This is a genomic window from Burkholderia sp. Ac-20384 (assembly GCF_017104605.1).
Classification (GTDB): domain Bacteria; phylum Pseudomonadota; class Gammaproteobacteria; order Burkholderiales; family Burkholderiaceae; genus Burkholderia; species Burkholderia lata.
In genome coordinates this window covers 1-23,191 of sequence record NZ_JAAGPE010000006.1, presented here as the reverse complement: position 1 = coordinate 23,191, position 23,191 = coordinate 1, and the positions used below count along the sequence as shown (strand labels likewise).

The following is a 23,191-nucleotide window of genomic DNA, read 5'->3' as shown; positions in this document are numbered from 1 at the left end:
GCGTCGTCGTCAGATGAACACCGCCTGCGCGCGATACGCGTCGATGCGTGCTTCCGGCAGCCAGTCCCGCAGCGCGACGACTGCGTTTTCGGTACTCAACGCCGCAGGCGCCTCGGGGCGCGCGGCCGGCGTGCGCGAAAAACGCGGGCCGGGCGCCGGGTGCGTCACGCCGTCCAGGTCGACGAACATGCCGCGTGCCTGAGCGTGCGGGTGGCTCGGTGCTTCGTCGAAGTCGAGTACCGGTGCGACGCACACGTCGAGGTGGCCGAGCCGTTGCGCCCATTCGTCGCGCGTGCGTTCCCTGAATTTCTCGGCCAGCACCTGCTTGGCTTGCGGCCACTGCGCGCGATCCATCTGCGCCTGCAGCAGCGGGTGGTCCTGCAGGTCGAGTTGTTCGAGCAGCAGCCGATAGAACTTGCTTTCGATGGGGCCGACGCTCACGTACTTGCCGTCCGCGCAGGCGTAGACCTCGTAGCAGTGCGCACCGGTGTCGACCAGGTTGGTGCCGCGCGCTTTGTCGAGCATGCCGGCCGCATGCAGGCCCATCATCACCGTCATGATCGACGCGACACCGTCCACCATCGCGGCGTCTACCACCTGGCCCTGGCCGGAGCCACGCGCTTCGAGAATGCCCGCGAGCAACCCGAACGCGAGATACAGTGAGCCGCCCGCATAGTCGCCGAGCACGTTGAGCGGCGGCGTCGGCGCCTGCCCGGCGCGGCCCATCGCGTGCAGTGCGCCGGTGATCGAGATGTAGTTCAGGTCGTGTCCGGCCACCTGCGACAGCGGGCCATCCTGCCCCCAGCCGGTCACGCGGCCGTAGACGAGGCGCGGGTTGCGCGCGAGGCAGGGTTCGGGACCGAGGCCGAGGCGTTCCATCACGCCGGGGCGAAACCCTTCGATCAGCGCGTCGGCGTTGGTGATCAGGTCGAGCACCATGTCGACGGCGGGCGGATCCTTCAGGTCGACGCGAATCGACTTGCGGTTGCGCAGCCCGAGATCGAATTGCACCGGGCGCGGTGCGCCGAGGCCGGACGGCTCCTTGCGATCGACGCGGATCACGGTGGCACCCAGGTCGGCGAGGAACATCGCGGCCAGCGGCCCGGGGCCGATGCCGGCGATTTCCACGACCTTGATGCCCGCGAGCGGACCGGAGCGGGTTCGCGTGTCGGTCATCTCAGATCACTCCGTCATTGCGCAACTGCGACAGCTCGGCTTCGGAGCGTTTCAGCAGACCGCGGTAGATCTCGTCGTTGGCGGCGCCGAGTGCCTGCGCGGGCTGGTCGAACTGTACGGGCGTTCCCGACAGCTTGATCGGCAGGCCCATGCCCATCGCGTCGACGTCGGCGAGGCCAGGGTGCTCCAGCTTGACGACAGCGCCGCGCTCCCGCAGCGCCGGGTCATGCAGCACCTCCTGGGGCGAGCGCACTTTCGCGGCGGGAACGCCGCGCTTTTCCTGCAGTTCGCGAATGACTTCCTCGCTCGTGTGCTGCTGCGTCCATGCTTCGATGAGCGTGTTCAGCCCTGCTGCGTGCGTCATGCGCGGGCCGCGCGTGGCATAGCGCGGGTCGGTCAGCAGCTCGGGTTGTCCCATGGCTTCCGTCAGGCTCTGGAACCAGTCGGGCTGGAACGCGACGAGTGCGACGTGACCGTCTTTCGTGCGGTAGACGCCGAAAGGCACCAGGCGGTCCTGGAAATTGCCCGAGCGCTTGGGGTAGCCGTGTGCGTGGAAGATGTCGAAATGCTCCTCGGCCACGAGCGATGCGAGGCAATCGAGCATCGATACCTGCACCTGCTGCCCTTCGCCCGTCCTGCCCCGATGAATCAGTGCGGCGAGGATACCGTTCACCGCGAACAACGGCGCGATCATGTCGGCCATCGGAATCCCGATGCGTGTGGGCGGGCCGTCGGCGAACCCAGTCACGTCCATGATCCCCGACAGTGCCTGGACGATGATGTCCATGCCCTTGAGCTTCGGGTAGGGGCTTGGCTCGCCAAACGCCTTGACGGATGCATAGACGATCTTCGGGTTGACCTGTCGAACGCGCTCGTAGTCCACGCCCAGGCGCGCCGTGACGCCTTCGCTGGCGTTCTCGATGACGACGTCCGATTCCTTGACCAGCTCCATGAACAGCGCGCGGCCCTGTTCGGATTTCAGGTCGAGCGTGATGCTCTTCTTGTTTCGTGCGCGGTTGAGGGTGGTCAACGACACTTCGTCGTCGCTCTTCACGCCGAAGTGGATGCCGTCGTTGCCGACGTACGGGGGATTGTTGCGCGCGATGTCGCCGCCGCCGGGGGACTCGACACGAATGACCTCGGCGCCCAGGCCGCCGAGCAGCAGGGAGCCATAGGGGCCCGCGAGCGCGACGGTCAGGTCGAGTACGCGGATGCCTTCCAATGGTTTGGTAACTGACATACGTTGTCTCCGGAAAACCTGTGTGCGACCGAGGCCCGTCCCTGCTTCGACGAGCTCGCGTCCTCGACCGGTTTTTCTATTGGAACGTGAGCCCCCGTCGATCGTCGGACCGACGGGGGCTCACGGCTCGTCAGTACGATTTGGGCAATCCGAGCTTGCGCTCGGCGATGTTCGACAGAATGAGTTGCGGGGTGACAGGGGCAATGTAGCCGATCCACGCCTCCCGCATGAACCGCTCGACGTGATACTCCTTCGCGTAGCCGAAGCCGCCGTGCGTGAGGATCGCGGTCTGGCATGCCTGCATGCAGGCCTCGGACGCCAGCAGCTTCGCGGCGTTCGCCTCCGAGCCGCAGGACAGCCCCTTGTCGTAGAGTTCGGCGGCGGCCAGCATCATGTGATTGGCTGCCTCCAGCTCGGCCCAGTTGCGGGCCAGCGGATGCTGGACGCCCTGGTTCTGACCGATCGGGCGACCGAACACGACGCGATCCTTCGCGTATTGCGTCGCGATCTTGAGTACGGCGCGGCCCATGCCGACCTGCTCGGCGGCAACGAAGACGCGCTCGGCATTCATCCCGTGGAAGATGTAGCTCAGGCCCTTGCCTTCCTCGCCGATCAGCTCGTCCTTCGACACCGGCAGGTCGTCGATGAAGAGTTCGTTCGTATCGACCGCCGCGCGGCCGAGCTTGTCGATCTCGCGGATGTCGACATATTTGCGGTCGAGCTTCGTGTAGAACAGGCTCAACCCTTCGCTGTGTTTCTTGACCTGCTCGATCGGCGTGGTGCGCGCGAGGATCAGCATGTGGTCGGCCACTTGCGCGGTCGAGATGAAGACCTTCTTGCCCGAGATCAGGTAGTTGCCGTCGGGCTGCTTCTTTGCGACGACCTTCAGCTTCGTGGTGTCGAGGCCGGTATCCGGCTCGGTCACCGCGAAGCAAGCCTTGTGCTCGCCGCGCGTGAACGGCGGCAGCCACGCCTTCTTCTGCGCGTCCGAGCCGAAATGCACGACCGGCTGCAGGCCGAAGATGTTCATGTGGATGGTGGACGCCGCGGCCTGGCCGCCGCATTCGGCTGCGGCGCGCAGAAAGAGGGCGGCTTCGGTCACGCCCAGGTTGGCGCCGCCAAACTCTTCCGGCATGCAGATGCCGAGCCAGCCGCCGCTCGCGACCGCGTCGAAGAACTCGTGCGGAAATTCGTGGTGCTTGTCCTTGTTGCGCCAGTATTCGAGCGGAAACTTCGCGCAGATTTTTTGCGCGGCGTCGACGATCGCCTGTTGGTCGTCGCTGAGTTGATAGTTCATGGTCTTCTCCGGTAGGGCGAATTCAGGCGTGGTTGGCGGGGCGCAGCAGCATCAGGCCGGTGCGCAATGCGGTGCACACGATCTCGTCGCGCTGGTTCTTCGCCACGTGCTTGAACTTGACGATGCCGGAGTCGTTGCGGCTCTTCGACAGCCGCGTTTCGAGGATCTCGGTCTCGACGCGAATCGTGTCGCCATGGAACGTCGGCTTCGGAAACGCGATTTCGCCGAAGCCGAGATTGCCGAGCGTCGTGCCGAGCGTGGTTTCGTACACGGTGATGCCGGCCACCAGCGCGAGCAGGAACATGCTGTTCACGAGGCGCTGGCCGTAGAGCGAGTCCTTGCTGTATTCGGCATCGATGTGCAGCGGCGCGCAGTTGTAGGTCATCGCCGAGAACAGCACGTTGTCCGTTTCGGTCACGGTGCGGCGGATCGCATGCTCGATCACCATGCCGGGCTTGAATTCTTCGAAGTAAAGGCCTGCCATTTTTTCTGTCTCCTTGGGTGTCCGGGAAGCGATCAGCGATTGAACGACTCGGCGAGCGCGATGATTTCGCGTGCCGTCTTCGCGTGGGCGATGTCGATGTGTTCGCCGTCGTAGATGCACGATGCGCGCCCTTCGGCCTGGGCCTGGTCCAGCGCGTCGATCATGCCTTGGTAGAACGCCACGTCCTCTTCGGTCGGGCTGTAGGTGCGGTTGACGATCTCGACGTTCGACGGATGCAGCACCAGCTCGCCGCTCATGCCGAGCTGGCGGTCGTTCGCGGACGACACCCTGAGCCCGTCGAGGTCGCGCACCTGCTGCCACACGCCGCCGATCGGCAGCTTGCCGGCGGCGCGCGCGGCCATCACGACGCGCGATTTCAGGTAGTGGGTTTCGCGGCCTTCGAGCGACCACACGGTATTCAGCGCGCGTGCCACGTCGGCGTTTTTCGCGGTGGCACCGACGATGGCCGGCACGCGCTCGTGCTGCGCGATCTCGTACGCCAGTTGCAACGCGCGCGCGGTTTCCAGCAGCGGGATCACCTTCGTATGGCCGACCGGGACGCCCGCGCGGTACTCGGCTTCGGCCAGCATCGACGACACGGTGTGAATGTCCTCCGGGCCGCAGGGCTTCGAAATGACGACGCCTTCGAGCGCCGGGTTCACGATCGCGAGGATGTCGTCGAAGTCGTACAGGTGTGCGCTGCGGTTGATGCGTACCCACACACGCTGCTTCTGCTCGGCCAGCCACGCGAGCTTCGACCGGACGATCTCGCGCGCGTCGACTTTCTGTGCGGGCGGCACGCTGTCCTCGAGATCGAGGATCAGCGCATCGGCCTTCGATTCGATGGACTTCTCGATCCAGGTCGGCTTGTTACCGGGAACGAAGAGGAAGGAACGGATGCGTTTCGTTTGCGTCAACATGGTTGCGTATGCCCAATTGATCGTCGTTCATCAGGCGAGGGCCTGACTATTACGTCTGTTCAAAGGTCGGAACGGGTCGGCAGATGGCAACGTGCATGGGCTGTCTCCTGGGTGGGTGGCCTTGTCCGCAGCCATCGCATCGGTCGTTGCGACTATTACATTCGCAAGTCAGGCAGCAAGAAAGGCATCGAGGCTTATGAAAAAAATAAGCATCAGTTATGGCGCGGCGCGTGCACGGGAGATGAGGGGAGACAACGAGGGGGGCGCAAACGGGTGGGTGGCTCGGGATATCAGGCCGTCCCGCTTGCTGTTTCCGGAGGGAATTCGGGGGAATTTCGATGACGGCGCCTGGGGTCGTGCGTCCGATGTTCCGTCGGCCCTCGGCACAGGGCGCGAGAACCCGTGGATGCACGCATGCGCGTTCACCGCAGGCGGCGCGGTGGCATGCCGTTGCGGCTACGACACCATGAGCGCCTTAGGGCGCGTTGAGCCGCATGGATGCGGTCTTCGTGCGCGCAACCGGACTAAAGCGGGGTAGTCCGAATTTTCTTCACATGATTTCGGTGCGTCAGACCAGCGCCGACACCCAATTGCGATAAGCGGTCTCGACCAGCTTGCGCAGCCAGATGTGACTGGCGTCGCGTTGAAATCGCTCGTGCCAGATCATCCGCGACGTGAGGGTTCCGACCTCGAACGGCACGGGATGCAACCGGACTGGAAACAGGGCCGTCAACTGCCGGCCGGCCGGTTCTCCGACGGTGCAGATCGCATCCGTTTTCACCACGGTCTGGGCCGCGACGAAATCGCTGGACACGCTGGCCACCGCGTTCCGGTGAATGCCGGTGGCCTGCAGACGCTCCGAGATCGGGTCGGTGGTGTCGGCAATCCGGCGTACGCTGACATGCCGCCCGTCGATATAGTCCTGAAGGGTGAGCGGTGCCGAGGCCCATTTTCCCTGCGCCGACACCATGCACACCATCCGGTGTTCGGCGAGCCGTTGCTGACGCAGCGACGGCGCGGCGCCTGCGAGGCTGCCGGCCGCGAGGTCGACTTCGCCTTGCTCGAGCATCGACAGCAACTGGGAGTGGTGCACCCGGATCCCGCGGATACGGCATCGCGGCGCATGCAGCGCAAACTCGGCCGCGACGCTCGGCAGCACGGCAAACTCTGCCACCTCGGACAGGCTGACGATGAATTCCTGTTCGGCCGTCGCGGGATCGAAGCCGTCCGGCGGGCGCGAGAGCATGTCCAGGTCGCGAAGCAGGCGCGCAATGACGGGCTGCAGGGCGAGCATGCGTGGCGTCGGCTTCAGCATGTTGCCGCTCCGCACGAACAACTCGTCGCCGAAGTGCTCGCGCAGCCGGCGGAGATTCTGGCTGATGGCGGGTTGCGTCACGCCGAGCGCGATCGCGGCCTTGGAGGCATTGCCGGTATCCAGGATCGCCTGCAGCGTCGCCACGAGGTTCAGGTCGATGCGGCCCGAACGCCCGGATTGCCTCGACCTATACAAAGACATAAGTGCCGATTATGTATTTCATAAGCATGGGTGCCTTTCTTGTCAGCGAGCTTGCGCATGTAATAGCAGCCAATGACCAAGACGATGGATGCGCGCGGCAGTAGCCATCCATCACGGAGACAGCCATGACTACGATCGTCGAGCAATTGGCGAACTTTAGCACCAACACGCTATTTGACGACATTCCCGCCCCTGTCGTGGACGAAGCCAAGCGACTGGTGCTCGACTCCATCGGATGCGCCCTTGCCGCCGCCAGCCATCCCAAGGGGCACATCGGCATCGAATACGGCAGATCGATGGCGGGCCACGGGCACGCCACGATCATCGGCACGCCGCATCGGGCCGCGGCACTGGGTGCCGCTGTCGCCAACGGAGAACTGATCAACGCACTCGACATGGATGCCGTCGTGCCGCCCGGTCACGTGACGCCGTATGTGTTGCCCGGTGCGCTGGCCATCGGCGAAACGACCGGGGCCTCCGGGCGCGACCTGATCCGGGCAATCGCGGTGTCGCATGAAATGTCCTGGCGCATCGGCAAGGCCATGGACTATCTGCGCGACGTGAAAGACGGCCGGCTCGACACCCCGAAAGTGTTCGGCTTCGCGAGTACGATCTTTGGGGCCACGGCGGCCATCGGCATGTTGCAGCGGCAGTCAGCCGACCTGCTGGCGCATTCGTTGAGCATTGCCGGTTACGTCTCGCCGGTGCAGTCGATGATGGCCTTCTTTCACCACGCACCGAGCACGACGATCAAGTACACGATGGCTGCCGCACTGGTGCAGTCGGCGCTGCTGGCGGCGAACATGGGGTTGCTGGGCCACCGGGGCGACTTCCAGCTGCTGGACGACGCGGAGCATGGCTATGCCCGGTTCATCGGCACCCGGCGCTGGGCGCCGGAGCGGATCACGTCGGGCCTGGGCGAGACATGGGGCTTCGTGTCCGAGCAACTCTACAAGCTCTATCCGCATTGCCGCATCCTGCACGGGCCGCTCGACTGCCTGATCGATATCGTCGAGCGCAACGATATCCAGCCTGACGAAATCGAACATATCGACCTGCTCGTGGAGGGGTTCGTCGAGAAGCCGACGTGGCTGACGCAGGATATCCGGCATGTTCATGACGGCCAGTTCAGCATTGCGCACGGCATGGCCATCGGCGCACATCGCCTGGCGCCGGGACGGGACTGGCAGGATCCCGAACATGTGTTCAGTCCGTCCGTGCTGAACCTGATGAAGAAGGTCCGGCACCGGGTGCATCCGGATTACCTCAAGGAATTGTCGTCGCATGCGTCGGCGCGTCCGTCACGGGTCGAGGTGACGGCGCGCGGCCAGACGTTCGTGGCCGAGCGTCTCTATCCGAAGGGAAGCCCGTCACCCGATCCGTCGAATCTGCTTTCCACCGACGAGCTGGTCGCGAAGTTTCATCGGAACGCCGACGGCGCGATGCCGCGCGACCGGGCCGATGCCGTCGTCGACGCGGTGATGGCGCTGGATCGCGACTGCAACGTGCCCGGGTTGATGGCGTTGGTCGCGCCAGCCGCTGCGTAAGCCGTCCGTGCACGGACAACACATCGACAAGGAGACTCGGCATGAAATTCACGTATCTCGTCCTGACCAACCCGACGCCCGGGAGCGACGCGGCATTCAATCGCTGGTACACGGAGCAGCATGTGCCTGACGTCTTGCGTGTCCCGGGGGTGGTGAGCGCTCAACGCTTCAGGCGCACGGAACAACAGCGGGGATCGGGTGCGCAACCGTGGCAATACATGGCGCTCTATCAGTGCGAGGCCGCCGAACCGCAAGTCGTCACGGACGGTATCCAGGCGCGGTACAACACGCACGAGATGCCGATCAGCGATACGTTGGCCGACGTGCGCTATGCCTGCTACTTCGAACCCGTTACCGACGTGGTCCTGAAGCAGGGCGATTGAGCCGCGGCGATCGTTTGTGTCGGTGCGGTGTGTGGTGCGGCGCGCGCGGCCGCAGCCGCTGATCACTTCAATTCCCCTCGCTCAGCCGCGTGAATTCACCGCGGCTGCGTTGTCTGTTGCGGGTGTCGCCCATCAAAGTGATCGCTTGATAGCGGACACGGCAGCGGCTTTATTGGGCGCTGCGGAAGCGGGACGCCACTTCCGCGCACGATTGAATGACAGGTCGATGAAATCCGTCCTTCCGGGGCGGAACATTCCATCGTAATCATTTGATTTCAAAGCGATTTTGATAAAAATCAAAAATATATCGCACGAATGATCTGAGGATTTGAAACCCTCAATACAATGATTCGCGACAGAAAGGCCAATCGGCCCTTTCACCGTTTCGCCCGGCGAAAAAATACGACCCGAGGTTTCGCGATGACGAACAACGACGTGCGCGCGTCGCGCGTGTCCGGCAATGGCATGCGGCCGCTTGAAGGCAAACGAGGCATCGTCGTCGGATTGGCGAACGAGCAGAGCATCGCCTGGGGATGTGCGCGCGCCTTTCACGCAGCGGGTGCCGAGCTGGCCGTGACCTGGCAATCCGACCGCGCGTTGCCGTACGTCGAGCCGCTGCTGGAGCAGTTGAAGCCGGCGATTGCGATGCCCGTCGATGTCAGCCGGATCGACCAGATGCGCGCGGTGTTCGACACGATCGGCGAGCAGTGGGGCGGCCTCGATTTTCTGCTGCATGCCGTGGCCTTCGCCCCGCGGGCCGACCTGCACGGGCGGGTCGTCGACAGTTCGCCGGAAGGGTTCGCGCTCGCGATGGACACCTCCTGCCACTCGTTCATCAGGATGGCGAAGCTTGCCGAGCCGTTGATGACTTCCGGCGGCAGCCTGATGGCGATGACCTATATCGGCGCCGACCAGGTCATCGCCGAGTACGGCGTGATGGGGCCGGTCAAGGCGGCGCTGGAGGCCACCGTTCGCTACCTGGCCGTCGAACTGGGCCCGGCTGGCATTCGCGTGCATGCGGTTTCGCCCGGTGCATTGGCCACGCGGGCGGCCTCCGGGCTGCCGAACTTCGATCACCTGCTCGACGACACCGCGCGGCGCGCGCCATTGCGCCGGCCGCTCGACATCGACGACGTCGGCGCGCTGTGCACCTTTCTCGCCAGCGATGCCGCACGCGCGATGACCGGCGGCGTTCACTACATCGACGCCGGGATGCACGTGCTCGGCTGACGCGAGACGGCCGCTCCCGAATGTGTCGAGATTCACCTTGCCCCTCTGGAGAACAGTGTTATGGATGCTGCCACGCAACTGGCGCGCAGTCATGAGATCGCCGCGGAGATCGTCCACGTCCTGCAAAAGCGCACGCAGCACGCGCTCGAACAGTACGGGAAACGGTTGAGCGAAGCATTCGACGGCAGCGACAGCCCTGGCCACGACCCGGGTGCGGCCGCCTTCGCCACACCTCTTTCGCCGCTGAGCGCATGGCATTACGCGGTCGACGCCGTCCAGCGCTCGGTGCTGTTCTGGGACACGCTGCGCGAGCGCGGCACGCAATACGTCGAGCGCACGGCGCAGGGCCTCAAGCCGGTGCTGCATTTCGACTACGACGTCGTGCTCGACGGCCGGCAGTTCGAGCGGCCCGTCAACTACGCGCTCGTTCACATCCAGCCGCCGGACGGCGTGATCGTCGACGCCGCGAAGCGGCCTTACCTGATCATCGATCCGCGCGCGGGGCACGGCCCCGGGATCGGCGGCTTCAAGGACGATTCGCAGGTCGGCGTGGCGTTGCGCGCGGGGCATCCGGTGTACTTCGTCGTGTTCTTCCAGGAGCCCGAGCCCGGCCAGACGCTTCTCGACGTGTGTGCGGCGGAACAGGCGTTCGTCCGGAAGGTGCGGGCGCTGCATCCGGACAGCCTCAAGCCGGCCATCGTCGGAAACTGCCAGGGCGGCTGGGCCGCGATGATGCTCGCGAGCTCGTCGGCGGACGACACGGGCCCGATCGTCATCAACGGTGCGCCGATGTCGTACTGGAGCGGCGCGTGGAGCGAGGGGCCCGGCGACAATCCGATGCGCTATGCCGGCGGCCTGCTCGGCGGCACCTGGCTCGCGTCGTTCTCGTCGGATCTCGGCAACGGCAAGTTCGACGGCGCGTATCTCGTGCAGAACTTCGAGAACCTGAACCCGGCGAACACGTTGTGGGACAAGTATTACCACGTGTACGACAACATCGACACCGAGCCGCCGCGCTTCCTCGAGTTCGAACGCTGGTGGGGCGGCTACTACCTGATGAACCGCGAAGAGATCGAGTGGATCACGCGCAACCTGTTCATCGGCAACAAGCTCTGGTCCGGCGAGGTGCGGGACGGGGCGGGCAAGGCGTTCGACCTGCGCGAGATCCGCTCGCCGATCATCCTGTTCGCGTCGATGGGCGACAACATCACGCCGCCGCAGCAGGCGTTCAACTGGGTCGCGGACATCTACGGCAGCACGGAGGAGATCAAGTCGCGCGGGCAGGTGATCATCGGGTTGGTGGAAGAGGATGTGGGGCATCTCGGAATCTTCGTGTCGGGCAAGGTCGCGAAGAAGGAGCATGCGCAGATCGTCAGCGTGCTGGATGCCGTCGAAACGCTGCCGCCGGGCCTCTATGCGATGTCGATCGAGGAGGTGAAAGGCGCCGACGGTAAGGTCGCCTACGAGGTCACCTTCGCCGAGCACCGTCTCGAAGAGATCGCGCAACACTTCAACCGTTTCGGGCGCAAGGACGAACATGCGTTCGAGGCCGTCGCCGAGCTGTCCGAATTCACGCAGCGCGCGTATGAACTGTTCATGCAGCCGTTCGTGCAGCAGGCCTCGAACGAAACCACGGCCCGCCTGTTGCGCGATTTTCATCCGCTGCGTTTTCAGCGCTGGGCATTTTCCGACCTGAACCCGTGGCTTGGCTGGCTGAAGCCGGCCGCCGACACGGTCAAGGCGAACCGCCCGCCGGCCGACGATATCGAGCCGTGGCGCAAGCTCGAACGCCGTGGCTCGGACGTCGTCAGCGCGTCGCTCGATTTTTTCCGCGCGATGCGCGATGCGAGCACCGAGTCGCTGTTCTTCACGCTGTACACGCAGCCGTTCATGCTGCATTTCGCGGAGCAGTATCGCGACCATCATGCCGCTTCGCCGGCGGTGACGGACCCACGCGACCTGCCGTTCGTGAAGGATGCGCTCGCATCGATCGATCGCGGCGGCTACACCGAAGCGGTGGCGCGCGCGGCGTTCATGCTCGAGCGCAGCGGCGAGCCGTTTCCGCTGGCGCAGCTGGCGACCGAGCGTGAACTCGCCGAAACCTACGCCGAGTATCTGCCGGACCTGCCGCCCGACCAGTGGCGGCGCATCTATGGCGAGCAGGAAATCATCGCGACGTACGCGCCGCAACAGGCTGTCGCCACGCTGCCGGCCTTGCTTGCCCGGCCGGAGGATCGCCAGCGGCTGCTGACGTTGCTGGACAAGCTGCTGGGCGATCCGCGCGTGCAAGGCGCGTCGGTGAGCGAGCAACAGTGGGCGGCCTTGCAACGCATCCGCGCGGTGCTGGGCGCACCGCCCGCGAAGCGGCCGGCCAAGGGGCCGGTGGCGGCCCTCGATCGTGTGCAGTGACGGACAGCAAGGAATGTGATGGAAACCAGACACGAGAAATATCACCGCCTCATCGAACACTGTCAGACCCTGGCGCCGATGCCGACGGCCGTCGTGCATCCGTGCGACCGAAGCTCGCTCGAGGGGGCGCTGGAGGCGGCGCGCAAGCGGCTGATCGAACCGATCCTGGTCGGCCCGCGTGCACGGATCGAAGCGACCGCCACGGCGTGCGGGCTGTCGATCGGCGATTACGAGATCGTCGATGCGCCGTACAGCGAGGCATCGGCCGCGGCGGCGGTGCGGCTCGTGCGCGACGGGCGGGCGTCCGCGCTGATGAAGGGCAGCCTGCACACCGACGAGCTCATGGCTGAAGTCGTGCGTCACGATGCCGGGTTGCGCACCGGCCGGCGCATCAGCCATTGCTTCGTCATGGACGTGCCCGCGCATGCCGATCCGCTGATCGTGACCGACGCGGCGATCAATATCGCGCCGACGCTCGCGGAAAAGGTCGACATCCTGCAGAACGCGATCGATCTTGCGCATGCGCTGGCGTTTCCGCAGGTTTATGTGGCGATCCTGTCGGCGATGGAGACGGTCAACCCGAAAGTGCCGTCGACGCTCGAAGCCGCCGCGCTGTGCAAGATGGTGGATCGGCGGCAGATTACCGGCGCGCTCGTCGACGGCCCGCTCGCGCTCGACAACGCGATCGATCCCGAGGCCGCGCGCATCAAGCAGATCGATTCGCCGGTGGCCGGGCATGCGAACGTGCTGATGGTGCCGGACCTCGAAGCGGGCAACATGCTCGCGAAGAGCCTGTCGTTCCTGGCCGGCGCGGACGCGGCGGGGATCGTGCTCGGCGCGCGCGTGCCGATCATCCTGACGAGTCGCGCCGATTCGTTGATCACCCGGCTCGCTTCATGCGCGGTCGCGATGCTCGTCGCGAACGTGCAGCGTGAAGCGGCCACGCACGCGGGGTGACACCATGGCAGACGTGATTCTGGTGTTGAACGCCGGCTCGTCGAGCATCAAGTTTTCCGCATTCGACGTGCAGGGCGACACGCTCGGGCTGATCGTGCATGGCCAGGTCGACGGGTTGTACACGGCCACCGCGCACTTCAGCGCCGTCGACCGTCACGCGGAACGTCACGAGCAGCAATGGGCTGGCGGCGAGTCGTTCGGCCATCACGAAGGGCTCGAGCAGATTGCCGCGTTCCTGGAAGCTCATCAGGAAGGGCACCGTCTCGCGGCGGTGGGCCATCGCGTCGTGCACGGCGGGCAGCGTTTCAGCGGCCCGGTGCGCGTCACGCCCGAGATCGTGGCCGAGCTGGACAAGCTCACGCCGCTCGCGCCGCTGCATCAACCGCACAACCTGACGCCGATTCGCATCCTCGAAACGGTGCAGCCCGGTATCGAGCAGGTGGCCTGCTTCGACACGGCGTTCCACCGCACGCAGCCTGCGGTGACCCAGGCGTTCGCGCTGCCCGAATCGATCACCAGCCAGGGCGTGCGCCGCTACGGCTTCCACGGGCTCTCGTACGAGTACATCGCGAGCGTGCTGCCCGACGTCGCGCCACCGGCGGCGCGCGGGCGCACGGTCGTCGCTCACCTCGGCAACGGCGCGAGCATGTGTGCGCTCGTCGCGGGCAAGAGCGTCGCGAGCACGATGGGGTTCACCGCCGTCGACGGGCTGCCGATGGGCACGCGTTGCGGCAACCTGGACCCGGGCGTCGTGCTGTTCCTGATGGAAGAACTCGGGATGGACGTGCGCGCCGTCGAGGATCTGATCTATCGGCGTTCCGGGCTGCTCGGGGTGTCCGGCATATCGAGCGACATGCGCACCCTGCTCGCGAGCGACGATCCGCACGCGCGCTTTGCGATCGAGCTGTACATCTACCGGATTGCGCGCGAACTCGGGTCGCTGGCCGCCGCGATGGAGGGCATCGACGCCATTGTCTTCACGGCGGGGATCGGCGAGCACGCGGCGCCGATTCGCGAAGGGGTGATGCGCCGTGCGGCGTGGCTCGGCGTCGAGATCGATGTCGAAGCGAACAACATGGGCGGGCCGCTGGTCACGACGTCGTCGAGTCGCGTACCGGTGTGGGTGATCCCGACCAACGAAGAACTGATGATCGCGCACCATACGCGCCGGCTGATCCGGTGACGGCGGTCGAATCAAGAAAGGAGCCGCGATGGCCGAACTGTTGCTGATCAATGTCGAAGAACACGCACGCGACGACGAGGTCGGCGCGTTCCTGACACGGTATGGATTTCCACTGTTCGATTCGATCGAGCGCGTGCCGGCGGGGATCGGCGACCCGATCGCGCTGCTCAGGTTCAGTACGCTGTCGTCGGTGGCGCTCTACACGCTGCGCGCGCGGATCGATCACCTGTCGTGGCGGGGGCGGTCGATCCGTGCGCATATCCTGCCGGATCGGAAGGTGTGAGCGGCTTCTCGCGTCGGCGTCAGATAATCCGGCATGCGCCGTGCACGTCTCTCAGCCACGTGAAAAGTGCCATGGCGCCATAGACGCAAAGCAGCGCGATCAAGAATCGAAGCCACGTTACCTTGACGGGCTGGAATCGCCGGACGACCGCGGCGAGTGCGATGCAGGCAATCAGTCCGACCGGAAAGACATGCCAGTAGTCCCTGAAGGCGGCAAAAACGACAGCCGCCGTGAAAAACACGACCCAGACCAGGGCGTCGCCAAGCGTGTCGCAGTACGCGGTTGAGTATCCGGAGAACCACGCGAGCAAAAGTGCCGCAAGTCCGGACACGGTCAGGATGGTCGCGAGCCAGAGCGGCGGCCTGTTCGCGCCGGCCTGTCGTACGGGAGCGTTCTGTTCGTCTGTGTCGGTCAAATCGATCACCTGAAATCGAGCGGATTGTCAGCACAAGCGACGTAGTATCGCCGCGTTCCGGTGCCGAAGCGAGAGGCAGCACGTGCCCACGTCGTCGATGAGGCACGTCGGCACGGGGCATGCGGCCCACCGCCAATACGCGTCTCCAGCACGATTTTTGAATCGCCGTGTGTCATGTACACGCACAGATACGTTGGGATACAAAGCCTCCCGAGGGCTCGGGTATAAATCCGGTGAAGCGATTCACACGGCGGCGCGGTGCCATCGCCGCCGCCGAGAACGCCGATTCCCGAGCGCCCGCCTGTGCCGCGGGCCCCTTTCGTAGCGATCGACAATGGAGAACGAGTCATGCCTGAAACCGTGAACACCCGCCGCCGCCTGATCCTCGGTACGACGCTGGCCAGCCTGAGCCTCGCCGACCTCGGCTTCAGCGCCCTCGCGCATGCGCAGTCGGCGCCCGATGCCTCGCCTGCGAAGCGTTCGGCCGGCGTCGCGTCGCTGGGCACGATTCACCAGATCGACGCGGGCGTGCTCAACGTCGGGTATGCGGACCTCGGGCCGAAGAACGGCCCCGTCGTGTTCCTGCTGCACGGCTGGCCGTACGACATCTACAGCTATGCGGAAGTCGCGCCGCTGCTCGTCGCGGCCGGCTATCGCGTGATCGTGCCGTACCTGCGCGGCTACGGGTCGACGACGTTCCGCTCGGCCGACACGGTGCGCAACGGCCAGCAGGCCGTGACGGCCGTCGACATCATCGCGCTGATGGACGCGCTGAAGATCGACCGCGCGGTGTTCGGCGGCTACGACTGGGGCGCGCGCACGGCCGACATCATCGCGGCGCTGTGGCCGCAGCGCGTGAAGGCGCTGGTATCGGTGAGCGGCTACCTGATCGGCAGCCAGGAGGCGAACCGCAAACCGCTGCCGCCGCAGGCCGAGTTCCAGTGGTGGTATCAGTTCTACTTCACGACCGAGCGCGGCGCGCTGGGCTACGCGGCGAACCGCGATGCGTTCAACAAGCTGATCTGGCAACTCGCGTCGCCGAAGTGGCAGTTCTCCGACGAAACCTATGCCCGCTCGGCCGCGTCGTTCCAGAACCCCGATCACGTGGCCGTCGTGATCCACAACTATCGCTGGCGTCTCGGGCTCGCGAAGGGCGAGGCGCAATACGACGACATCGAGCGGCGCCTTGCCGCCGGGCCCGCGATCACCGTGCCGACGATCACGATGGAAGGCGACGCGAACGGTGCGCCGCATCCGGAACCGGCCGCGTACGCGAAGAAGTTCACGGGCAAGTACCAGCACCGGACGATCACCGGCGGCATCGGCCACAACCTGCCGCAGGAAGCGCCGCAGGCGTTCGCGGATGCGATCCTGCAAGTGGAGCATCTGTGATGCGGGCACGCGTGAGTGTGGGCGTGGTGCGGCGCGGCGCGCGCCGGGCGTTCGTCGCCGGCGTGCTGCTGGCCGGTGCATGGGTGGCCAGCGGTCCGGCCGCGTTCGCGGAGCAGCCGAAACCGGCCGGCGCCGCCACTTCGCCGATCTACGGCGTGACGATTCCGCCCGGCTACCGGAAGTGGGAAATGGTCGCGCCGGCCGAGGAGGCTGCGCCGCTCGATGAACTGCGCGTGGTGCTCGGCAACCCCGTCGCGATCCGTGCGCTCGAACAGGCGACGCTGCCATTCCCGGACGGCACGATCCTCGTGAAGCTCGCTTACAAGCGCAAGCAGTCCGACGAGTTCGCGCCGGCGACGGTGCCGGGCCAGGCGACGACCGTGCAGGTGATGGTGAAGGACTCGCGCCGCTATGCATCGACGGGCGGCTGGGGCTTCGGGCGCTTCATCAACGGCGTGCCGGCCGATATCGGCCAGCATCAGACGTGCTTTGCGTGCCACCAGGCGCGTGTGAAGAACCACGACTACGTGTTCACGCGGCTTGCGCCGTGACGTGCGTGGTGTGACGGGTTCGACGGAAAGGCGTGCCATGCGTGGCACGCCTTTTTTCATGGTGGGTGCGCTTTTGGGGAGCCCCTCGGCAGAGCGCGCCAGTGCGCCGACGCGGTAGGCGGGTTTGTATCGCACTGTATCTGCGGCCGCTCCTGAAAAACTGGCATGCAGAAAGCCCCGGTTTCGGAAACATGGCAGATACGTGCGCGGGTTCTACTGTCGACATGCAGGAAACGTTCGATGCCAGACGATCTGGATCGGATGCCGAATGATCGACTGACCTACCTCTCTCAAGGAGAACCCTCATGAAAGCCGCTCGAATCCTCGCCGTTGCCGTCCTCGCCGCCATCCCCGCCTTGTCGTTCGCCGATACCGTCCACGGCCTCACGCGTGCCGACGTGCGCGCCGAACTCGTCCGCCTGGAGAAGGCCGGCTACAGCCCGGCCACCAGCGAAGCGAACTACCCGAGCGATATCGCGGCCGCAGAGAACGCCGTCGCCGCGCAGCAGGTCGCGCGTTCCGATCAGAACGGCCCGTCGAAGTCGCAAGACGACAACGTGGCCGATGCGTCGACGCCTGCCAGCCATCGCGATGCGGCCCAGTCGCGTTCCGCACGGAATGCCGCCGACGACCTGTACGCGCATTCGTGATCCGGTGCCGCGCCTGCGGTATCGAGGCGCGGTCGCCCACGCAGCACCTCATTTGAATAACACGACACAGACAGGAGCATGACGATGGTAGGTTCGATGAAACGCGTTCTGGTATCCGCCGCGGTGATCGGCGGACTGTTCGGTGCGGTGGCGGCACAGGCCGCGCCGAAAGAAGATCTGAAGGGCACGAACGTCGTGCTCGTGCACGGTGCGTTCGCCGACGGGTCGAGCTGGAATCGCGTGATTCCGCTGCTCGAGGCGCGCGGGCTGCACGTGGTGTCGGTGCAGAATCCGCTGAGTTCGCTCGCCGACGATGCGGCCGCAACGAAGCGCACGGTCGACGCACAGAAGGGGCCGGTCGTGCTGGTCGGCCATTCGTGGGCTGGCGTCGTGATCAGCGAGGCGGGCAACGACGACAAGGTGAAGTCGCTCGTGTACGTCGCCGCGTTTGCACCCGACAACGGTCAGTCGATCGCCGACGTCACACAGGGGCTGCCGGCGCCCGCGTGGGCCGGCGAGCTGCGCAAGGATGCGGGCGGCTTCGCGACGCTGTCGGACAAGGCGATCGCGCAGGATTTCGCACCGGATCTGCCGCCTGTGCAGCAGCGCATCGTTGCGGCGACCCAGGGGCCATGGTATAGCGGTTGCATCTCGGAGAAGGTCACGCAGGCCGCGTGGCACGCGAAGCCGTCGACGTTCGTCGTCGCGACGCAGGACAAGATGATCGACCCGACGCTGCAGGAAGCGATGGCGAAGCGGATCGGCGCGACGGTCACGCGCGTGAACGGCAGCCATGTGTCGATGCTGAGCCAGCCGAAGGCCGTGGCCGACGCGATCATCGCAGCCGCCGAACGCGCGAAGCAGGATACGCAGTGAGTGAACATGGCGCCGCGCGTTCGTGGGGCAGCGCGGCGCCACGAGTGATTGTGATGTCCTTCCAAAAGGAGAAGTCATGACGCAACTCTGGCAACTGCCGGCAACCGAACTCGCGAAACGCGTGCGGCATCGTGAGGTATCCGCGCGCGAAGTGGCCGACGCGGTGCTCGATCGTCTCGATGCGGTGAATCCGGCGATCAATGCGGTGATCGAACACCGGCCCGACGAGGTACGGCGGCAGGCCGACGAAGTCGATCGCGCGATCGCGCGCGGCGACGATCCGGGGCCGCTCGCGGGCGTGCCCGTTACCGTGAAGATCAATGTCGACCAGGCGGGTTTCGCGACGACCAACGGCACGCGCCTGCAGGAGCAGCTGATCGCGCACGCCGACAGCCCGGTGGTCGGCAATATCAGAAAGGCCGGCGGAGTCCTGCTCGGCCGCACCAACTCGCCGACGTTCGCGTTGCGCTGGTTCACGTCGAATCTCGTGCATGGCCACACGCGTAATCCGCGCAATCCATCGCTGACGCCGGGCGGATCGAGCGGCGGCGCGGCGGCAGCCGTGGCCGCCGGGATCGGCCCGCTTGCCATCGGCACCGACATCGGCGGCTCGGTGCGGTATCCGGCCTACGCGTGCGGCGTGCACGGGATCCGGCCGTCGCTCGGACGTGTGCCGGCGTTCAATGCGTCATCACCCGAGCGGGCGATCGGCGCGCAGCTGATGTCGACGGCGGGGCCGATTGCTCGCACGATCGACGATCTCTCGCTCGCGCTGCGCGCGTTCGCCGCGCCGGACCCGCGCGATCCGTGGCACGTGGCGGTGCCGTTCGACGGGCGCGAGGTGCCGAAGCGCGCGGCGCTGTGCGTGCGGCCGGGTGGCTTGCAGGTCGTGCCCGAAGTCGAGGCCGCGTTGCGCGATGCCGCACGGCGGTTGATCGATGCCGGCTGGACCGTCGACGAGATCGACGACACGCCGCCGATGCGCGAAGCGGCACTGTTGCAGGAGCAACTCTGGCTCGGCGATGGATTCGACGCATTGACGAACGCGGTCTTGAAAGACGGCGATCCGGGTGCGGCCGCCGTGGTCGAAGCGGTGCGCGGCAAGGTGCGCGATTTGCCGGCCGACGTGATCAGCCGCGCGCTCGTCCGGCGCACGACGCTGACGCGGCAGTGGCGGCTGTTCCTTGACGACTATGCGGTCGTGCTGCTGCCGGTGTCGTCGGAGCTGCCGTTTCCGGATGATCTCGACCGGCAAGGGCAGGGCGGGTTCGATCGCGTGTGGGAAGCGCAGCTCACGTTGCGCGCGCTGCCAGCGATGGGGCTGCCGGGGTTGGCTGTCACGACTTCACTCGTGCACGGCGTACCGGTCGGCGTGCAGGTGGTGGCCGCGCATCACCGCGAGGATCTGTGCCTGCTGGCGGGGCGCGATATCGAAGCGCGCGGCGTGCCGGTCGCGCCGGTCGACCCGGTGCAGTAACCGGTTGACGGACAGGCGAATGCATCGGCAATGCCCGTCGGGCATCGTGCCGATGCATTCCACGAGCCCGCCGGATTTCATCAGTCGCCCCTGCATGCGCGCCCGTGCATGCATTCCATTTCGGATTCCGTTGCAACGCGCTGTACGGCGCGTTGATCGTCTCCCTCGATACCTTTCAAAGTCCTTCGATGTGTGACATCGAACGGTCACCATTCTTCCCGTCCTGCTCGCCGGCGAACCCGCCCCGATAGCGCGCGTCTGCTATTGCATTCCCCGCGCCGCTGATTAGGAAATGAATTTTTATTGGTTCTGCTTGCCCGGCCGCGCTCGCATAGTGGCGCTGACGGCTATAGACAGCACGCAAGCTGCATCGGCCGCTTTCCCGGTGTTTTTTGATCATACGAATCAACGAAAACAAGGAAGTGTCATGACGGTTGCATTGGAAGAACGAACCGCTGCGCAGCAGGCGCTCGAAGACGCGCGCGCAGCGGCGGCAGCGGCCGGCTCGCCCTATGCGGGCGGCGTCGCGCCGGAAGCGGCGTGGGCGTTGTTCTCGTCCGGCGACGCATTGCTGGTGGACGTACGCACGGCCGAGGAACGGAAATTCGTCGGCCACGTGCCGGAGTCGCTGCACGTGCCGTGGGCAACGGGCACGAGCCTGACGCGCAACCCGCGCTTCGTGCGCGAACTGGAAGCGAAGACGGGCAAGACGGCCGTCGTGTTGCTGTTGTGCCGCAGCGGCAACCGCTCGGCGCAGGCGGCCGAGGCGGCGACGAAGGGGGGCTTTACGCAGGTATTCAACGTGCTCGAAGGGTTCGAGGGCGACCTCGACGAGCGGCAGCATCGCGGCGGCAGCAACGGCTGGCGTTTTCGCGGCCTGCCGTGGGCACAGGACTGATTCACGGCCGTTACAGGGAGAAAGCAGCATGGCCGCATTCGACATCGACGACATCGTTCAATCGCTGCAGACCGTGCGCCGCGCATGGCGCGAGAAGCAGCGGCGCTCCCTCGAACCGGGCGGGCGCGACTTGCCGGCGCGCGAGGCGCTCGCGCAGATCATCGGCGCGCTGAAGGGCGTGCTGTTCCCGATGCGACTCGGGCCGCCCGACCTGCGCCAGGAGAGCGAGAATTTTCACGTGGCCCATGCGCTCGACGCGGCACTGAATGCGCTGCTCGCGCAGGTGAAGCTGGAATTGCGCTACGCGGCGCGACAGCGCAATGCCGACGGGCCGGTCGATCGCGTCGATGACGTGGCGTCGACGGCCGTGCAGGCATTTGCCGCGCGCTTGCCCGAGATTCGCCGGCTGCTCGACAGCGACGTGCTGGCCGCCTTCCACGGCGATCCGGCGGCGGGCAGTGTCGACGAGGTGCTGCTGTGCTACCCGGGCATCCTCGCGATGATCCACCACCGGCTCGCGCACGAGCTGTACGGGCTCGGCTTGCCGCTGCTCGCGCGGATCATCGCCGAGCAGGCGCATGCGGAGACGGGCATCGACATTCATCCGGGCGCACGCATCGGCGCGGGTTTCTTCATCGATCACGGCACGGGCGTCGTGATCGGCGAGACGGCGATCATCGGCGAGCGCGTGCGCGTGTACCAGGCCGTCACGCTCGGCGCGAAGCGCTTTCCGCGCGATGCGGCAGGCCACCTGGAGAAGGGGCTGGCACGCCATCCGATCGTCGAGGACGACGTCGTGATCTATGCGGGCGCAACGATCCTCGGCCGCGTGACGATCGGGCGCGGCGCGGTGATCGGCGGCAACGTGTGGCTCACGCAGGACGTGCCGGCCGGCGCGAACATCACGCAGGCCGTGCTGCGCAGCGAAGCGAACACCGCACCGCGCGCGGCCGCGCGTGTCGCCTAGGAGGCGCGATGAGCGACCTCATCCATCACTTCGGCGCCAACGTGCGCAAGCTGCGCGAAGCGCGCACGTGGTCGCAGGAGCAACTGGCCGAGCATGCGGGGTTGAACCGCTCGTATGTCGGCGAGATCGAGCGCGGCGAGGCGATCGCATCGATCGTCACCGCCGACAAGATCGCGCGCGCGTTCGACGTGTCGATCTCGACGCTGCTGCCGGGCGCGTACGTCACCTGAGGCTGCCCCGTTCCATTTCCCCTTCGGTTGCACGCGACATGACGGCTATAGCATGTTGAGCCGGCAGGTGCGTGCTTCCGATAATCACCGAGCGTCATAAGCAATCCCGTTTTTCATCTAAAGAACCCGGAGCCACACATGTCGACCGTTGCAAGCGGCACGGCCGCGCTGAGCGATCACGCCGCCCGCCAACTAGCGAACGCTACCAAGACCGTCCCCCAGCTTTCCACGATCACGCCGCGCTGGCTGACCCACCTGCTGCAATGGGTGCCGGTCGAGGCCGGCATCTATCGCCTGAACCAGGTGAAGAACCCGGAAGCCGTGCGCGCCGCGTGCACGCAGCTCGAGGACGAAAGCGTGCTGCCGCAGACCTTCGTGCCGTACGAGGAACAGCCGCGCGAGTATTTCCTGAACGCGGTGAGCACGGTGCTCGACGTGCATACGCGGATCTCCGATCTTTACAGCAGTCCTCATGACCAGATCAAGGAACAGCTGCGCCTGACGATCGAGACGATCAAGGAGCTGCAGGAAAGCCAGCTGATCAACAACCCCGACTACGGGCTGCTCGCCAACGTGACCGACGAGCAGCGGATCTTCCCGCTGACGGGTGCGCCGACGCCGGACGATCTCGACGAGCTGCTGACCAAGGTGTGGAAGGAGCCCGCATTCTTCCTCACGCACCCGCTCGCAATTGCCGCATTCGGCCGCGAATGCACGCGGCGCGGTGTGCCGCCGCCGACGGTCAGCCTGTTCGGGTCGCAGTTCCTCACGTGGCGCGGCATCCCGCTGATCCCGTCGGACAAGGTGCCGGTCGCGGACGGCAAGACCAAGATCCTGCTGCTGCGCGTCGGCGACAAGCGCCAGGGCGTGGTCGGCCTCTATCAGCCGGGCGTCGCGGGCGAGCAGGGCCCGGGCCTGTCGGTGCGCTTCATGGGGATCAACAACCAGGCGATCGCGTCGTACCTGATCTCGCTGTATTGCTCGCTCGCGGTCCATTCGCCGGATGCGCTGGCTGTCCTCGATGACGTCGAAATCGCCAAGTTCCATGACTATCCCGACACCTACCGTTAATCCCGGCCTGGCCGGCGGCGACGCGCACGCGCTGCCGCA

Annotated in this window: 23 protein-coding genes; 16 read left to right on the top strand and 7 right to left on the bottom strand. The window is 65.8% G+C overall.

The genetic code is table 11. The features are described 5' to 3' along the window. Positions 1–9 precede the first annotated feature (9 nt). The 6 genes from G3O00_RS02515 to G3O00_RS02490 all read right to left on the bottom strand — a co-directional run bounded on the left by G3O00_RS02515 (position 10) and on the right by G3O00_RS02490 (position 6,576). Positions 10–1,176 (bottom strand): CaiB/BaiF CoA-transferase family protein, encoded by a 1,167-nt coding sequence (locus tag G3O00_RS02515; RefSeq protein ID WP_206141932.1) that lies wholly within the window; start codon positions 1,174–1,176, stop codon positions 10–12. 1 nt (position 1,177) lies between these two features. Next, a complete protein-coding gene (locus G3O00_RS02510; RefSeq protein WP_206141931.1) occupies positions 1,178–2,416 on the bottom strand; it encodes a CaiB/BaiF CoA-transferase family protein in 1,239 nt (412 codons plus the stop codon). A gap of 130 nt (positions 2,417–2,546) precedes the next feature. Then, positions 2,547–3,713: an acyl-CoA dehydrogenase family protein gene (locus tag G3O00_RS02505; RefSeq protein ID WP_206141930.1), complete on the bottom strand. Its 1,167-nt coding sequence runs from the start codon at positions 3,711–3,713 to the stop codon at positions 2,547–2,549. A 22-nt stretch (positions 3,714–3,735) separates the two neighbouring features. Further along, positions 3,736–4,197, bottom strand: coding sequence for a MaoC family dehydratase (locus G3O00_RS02500; protein ID WP_174932243.1), 462 nt, complete (start codon positions 4,195–4,197; stop codon positions 3,736–3,738). A gap of 32 nt (positions 4,198–4,229) precedes the next feature. Further along, the gene (locus G3O00_RS02495) at positions 4,230–5,117 is read right to left on the bottom strand and encodes a CoA ester lyase (protein ID WP_206141929.1); all 888 of its coding nucleotides are present in this window, start codon (positions 5,115–5,117) and stop codon (positions 4,230–4,232) included. 568 nt (positions 5,118–5,685) lie between these two features. Next, complete coding sequence (locus tag G3O00_RS02490) at positions 5,686–6,576, bottom strand: LysR family transcriptional regulator (RefSeq protein WP_254602383.1); 891 nt, start codon at positions 6,574–6,576, stop codon at positions 5,686–5,688. A 182-nt stretch (positions 6,577–6,758) separates the two neighbouring features. Between G3O00_RS02490 and G3O00_RS02485 the strand changes: the two genes are divergently transcribed. From G3O00_RS02485 to G3O00_RS02455, 7 genes are all read left to right on the top strand, one after another. Beyond that, on the top strand, positions 6,759–8,180 hold the full coding sequence (locus G3O00_RS02485; RefSeq protein WP_174932246.1) for an MmgE/PrpD family protein: 1,422 nt from the start codon (positions 6,759–6,761) through the stop codon (positions 8,178–8,180). A 41-nt stretch (positions 8,181–8,221) separates the two neighbouring features. Beyond that, positions 8,222–8,563, top strand: a complete 342-nt coding sequence (locus G3O00_RS02480; RefSeq protein ID WP_206141928.1) for a DUF4286 family protein — start codon at positions 8,222–8,224, stop codon at positions 8,561–8,563. Positions 8,564–9,028: 465 nt separating this feature from the next. Then, the gene (gene fabI, locus G3O00_RS02475; protein WP_206141969.1) at positions 9,029–9,793 is read left to right on the top strand and encodes an enoyl-ACP reductase FabI; all 765 of its coding nucleotides are present in this window, start codon (positions 9,029–9,031) and stop codon (positions 9,791–9,793) included. 60 nt (positions 9,794–9,853) lie between these two features. Next, positions 9,854–12,202 (top strand): DUF3141 domain-containing protein, encoded by a 2,349-nt coding sequence (locus tag G3O00_RS02470; RefSeq protein WP_206141927.1) that lies wholly within the window; start codon positions 9,854–9,856, stop codon positions 12,200–12,202. Positions 12,203–12,220: 18 nt separating this feature from the next. Further along, positions 12,221–13,159, top strand: coding sequence for a phosphate acetyltransferase (locus tag G3O00_RS02465; protein ID WP_206141926.1), 939 nt, complete (start codon positions 12,221–12,223; stop codon positions 13,157–13,159). A 4-nt stretch (positions 13,160–13,163) separates the two neighbouring features. Further along, entirely contained in the window at positions 13,164–14,342 is a 1,179-nt protein-coding gene (locus G3O00_RS02460) for an acetate/propionate family kinase (RefSeq protein ID WP_206141925.1), read from the top strand. A 28-nt stretch (positions 14,343–14,370) separates the two neighbouring features. Next, complete coding sequence (locus G3O00_RS02455) at positions 14,371–14,625, top strand: hypothetical protein (RefSeq protein WP_089443285.1); 255 nt, start codon at positions 14,371–14,373, stop codon at positions 14,623–14,625. 19 nt (positions 14,626–14,644) lie between these two features. On the opposite strand, the gene G3O00_RS02450 is transcribed toward G3O00_RS02455, so the two are convergent. Beyond that, entirely contained in the window at positions 14,645–15,049 is a 405-nt protein-coding gene (locus G3O00_RS02450; protein ID WP_206141924.1) for a hypothetical protein, read from the bottom strand. A gap of 339 nt (positions 15,050–15,388) precedes the next feature. Here G3O00_RS02450 and G3O00_RS02445 point away from each other — a divergent pair, with 339 nt between their 5' ends. The 9 genes from G3O00_RS02445 to G3O00_RS02405 all read left to right on the top strand — a co-directional run bounded on the left by G3O00_RS02445 (position 15,389) and on the right by G3O00_RS02405 (position 23,152). Continuing rightward, positions 15,389–16,432, top strand: a complete 1,044-nt coding sequence (locus G3O00_RS02445) for an alpha/beta hydrolase (protein WP_206141923.1) — start codon at positions 15,389–15,391, stop codon at positions 16,430–16,432. Beyond that, complete coding sequence (locus G3O00_RS02440) at positions 16,432–16,983, top strand: cytochrome P460 family protein (RefSeq protein ID WP_206141922.1); 552 nt, start codon at positions 16,432–16,434, stop codon at positions 16,981–16,983. Before G3O00_RS02445 ends, G3O00_RS02440 begins: the two co-directional genes overlap by 1 nt. Positions 16,984–17,288: 305 nt before the next feature. Then, positions 17,289–17,633, top strand: coding sequence for a DUF4148 domain-containing protein (locus G3O00_RS02435; RefSeq protein ID WP_206141921.1), 345 nt, complete (start codon positions 17,289–17,291; stop codon positions 17,631–17,633). Positions 17,634–17,717: 84 nt separating this feature from the next. Then, on the top strand, positions 17,718–18,509 hold the full coding sequence (locus tag G3O00_RS02430) for an alpha/beta hydrolase (protein WP_206141920.1): 792 nt from the start codon (positions 17,718–17,720) through the stop codon (positions 18,507–18,509). A 76-nt stretch (positions 18,510–18,585) separates the two neighbouring features. Next, positions 18,586–19,986, top strand: coding sequence for an amidase family protein (locus G3O00_RS02425; protein ID WP_206141919.1), 1,401 nt, complete (start codon positions 18,586–18,588; stop codon positions 19,984–19,986). A gap of 427 nt (positions 19,987–20,413) precedes the next feature. After that, positions 20,414–20,884, top strand: a complete 471-nt coding sequence (locus G3O00_RS02420; RefSeq protein ID WP_174932258.1) for a rhodanese-like domain-containing protein — start codon at positions 20,414–20,416, stop codon at positions 20,882–20,884. A gap of 28 nt (positions 20,885–20,912) precedes the next feature. Further along, positions 20,913–21,851, top strand: coding sequence for a serine O-acetyltransferase EpsC (epsC, locus tag G3O00_RS02415; protein ID WP_011356216.1), 939 nt, complete (start codon positions 20,913–20,915; stop codon positions 21,849–21,851). An 8-nt stretch (positions 21,852–21,859) separates the two neighbouring features. Next, complete coding sequence (locus G3O00_RS02410; RefSeq protein ID WP_011356215.1) at positions 21,860–22,081, top strand: helix-turn-helix transcriptional regulator; 222 nt, start codon at positions 21,860–21,862, stop codon at positions 22,079–22,081. 138 nt (positions 22,082–22,219) lie between these two features. Further along, positions 22,220–23,152 carry a family 2A encapsulin nanocompartment shell protein gene (locus tag G3O00_RS02405; protein ID WP_006479760.1) on the top strand — a complete coding sequence of 311 codons (933 nt, stop codon included), beginning with the start codon at positions 22,220–22,222 and terminating at the stop codon, positions 23,150–23,152. Positions 23,153–23,191: the final 39 nt, after the last annotated feature.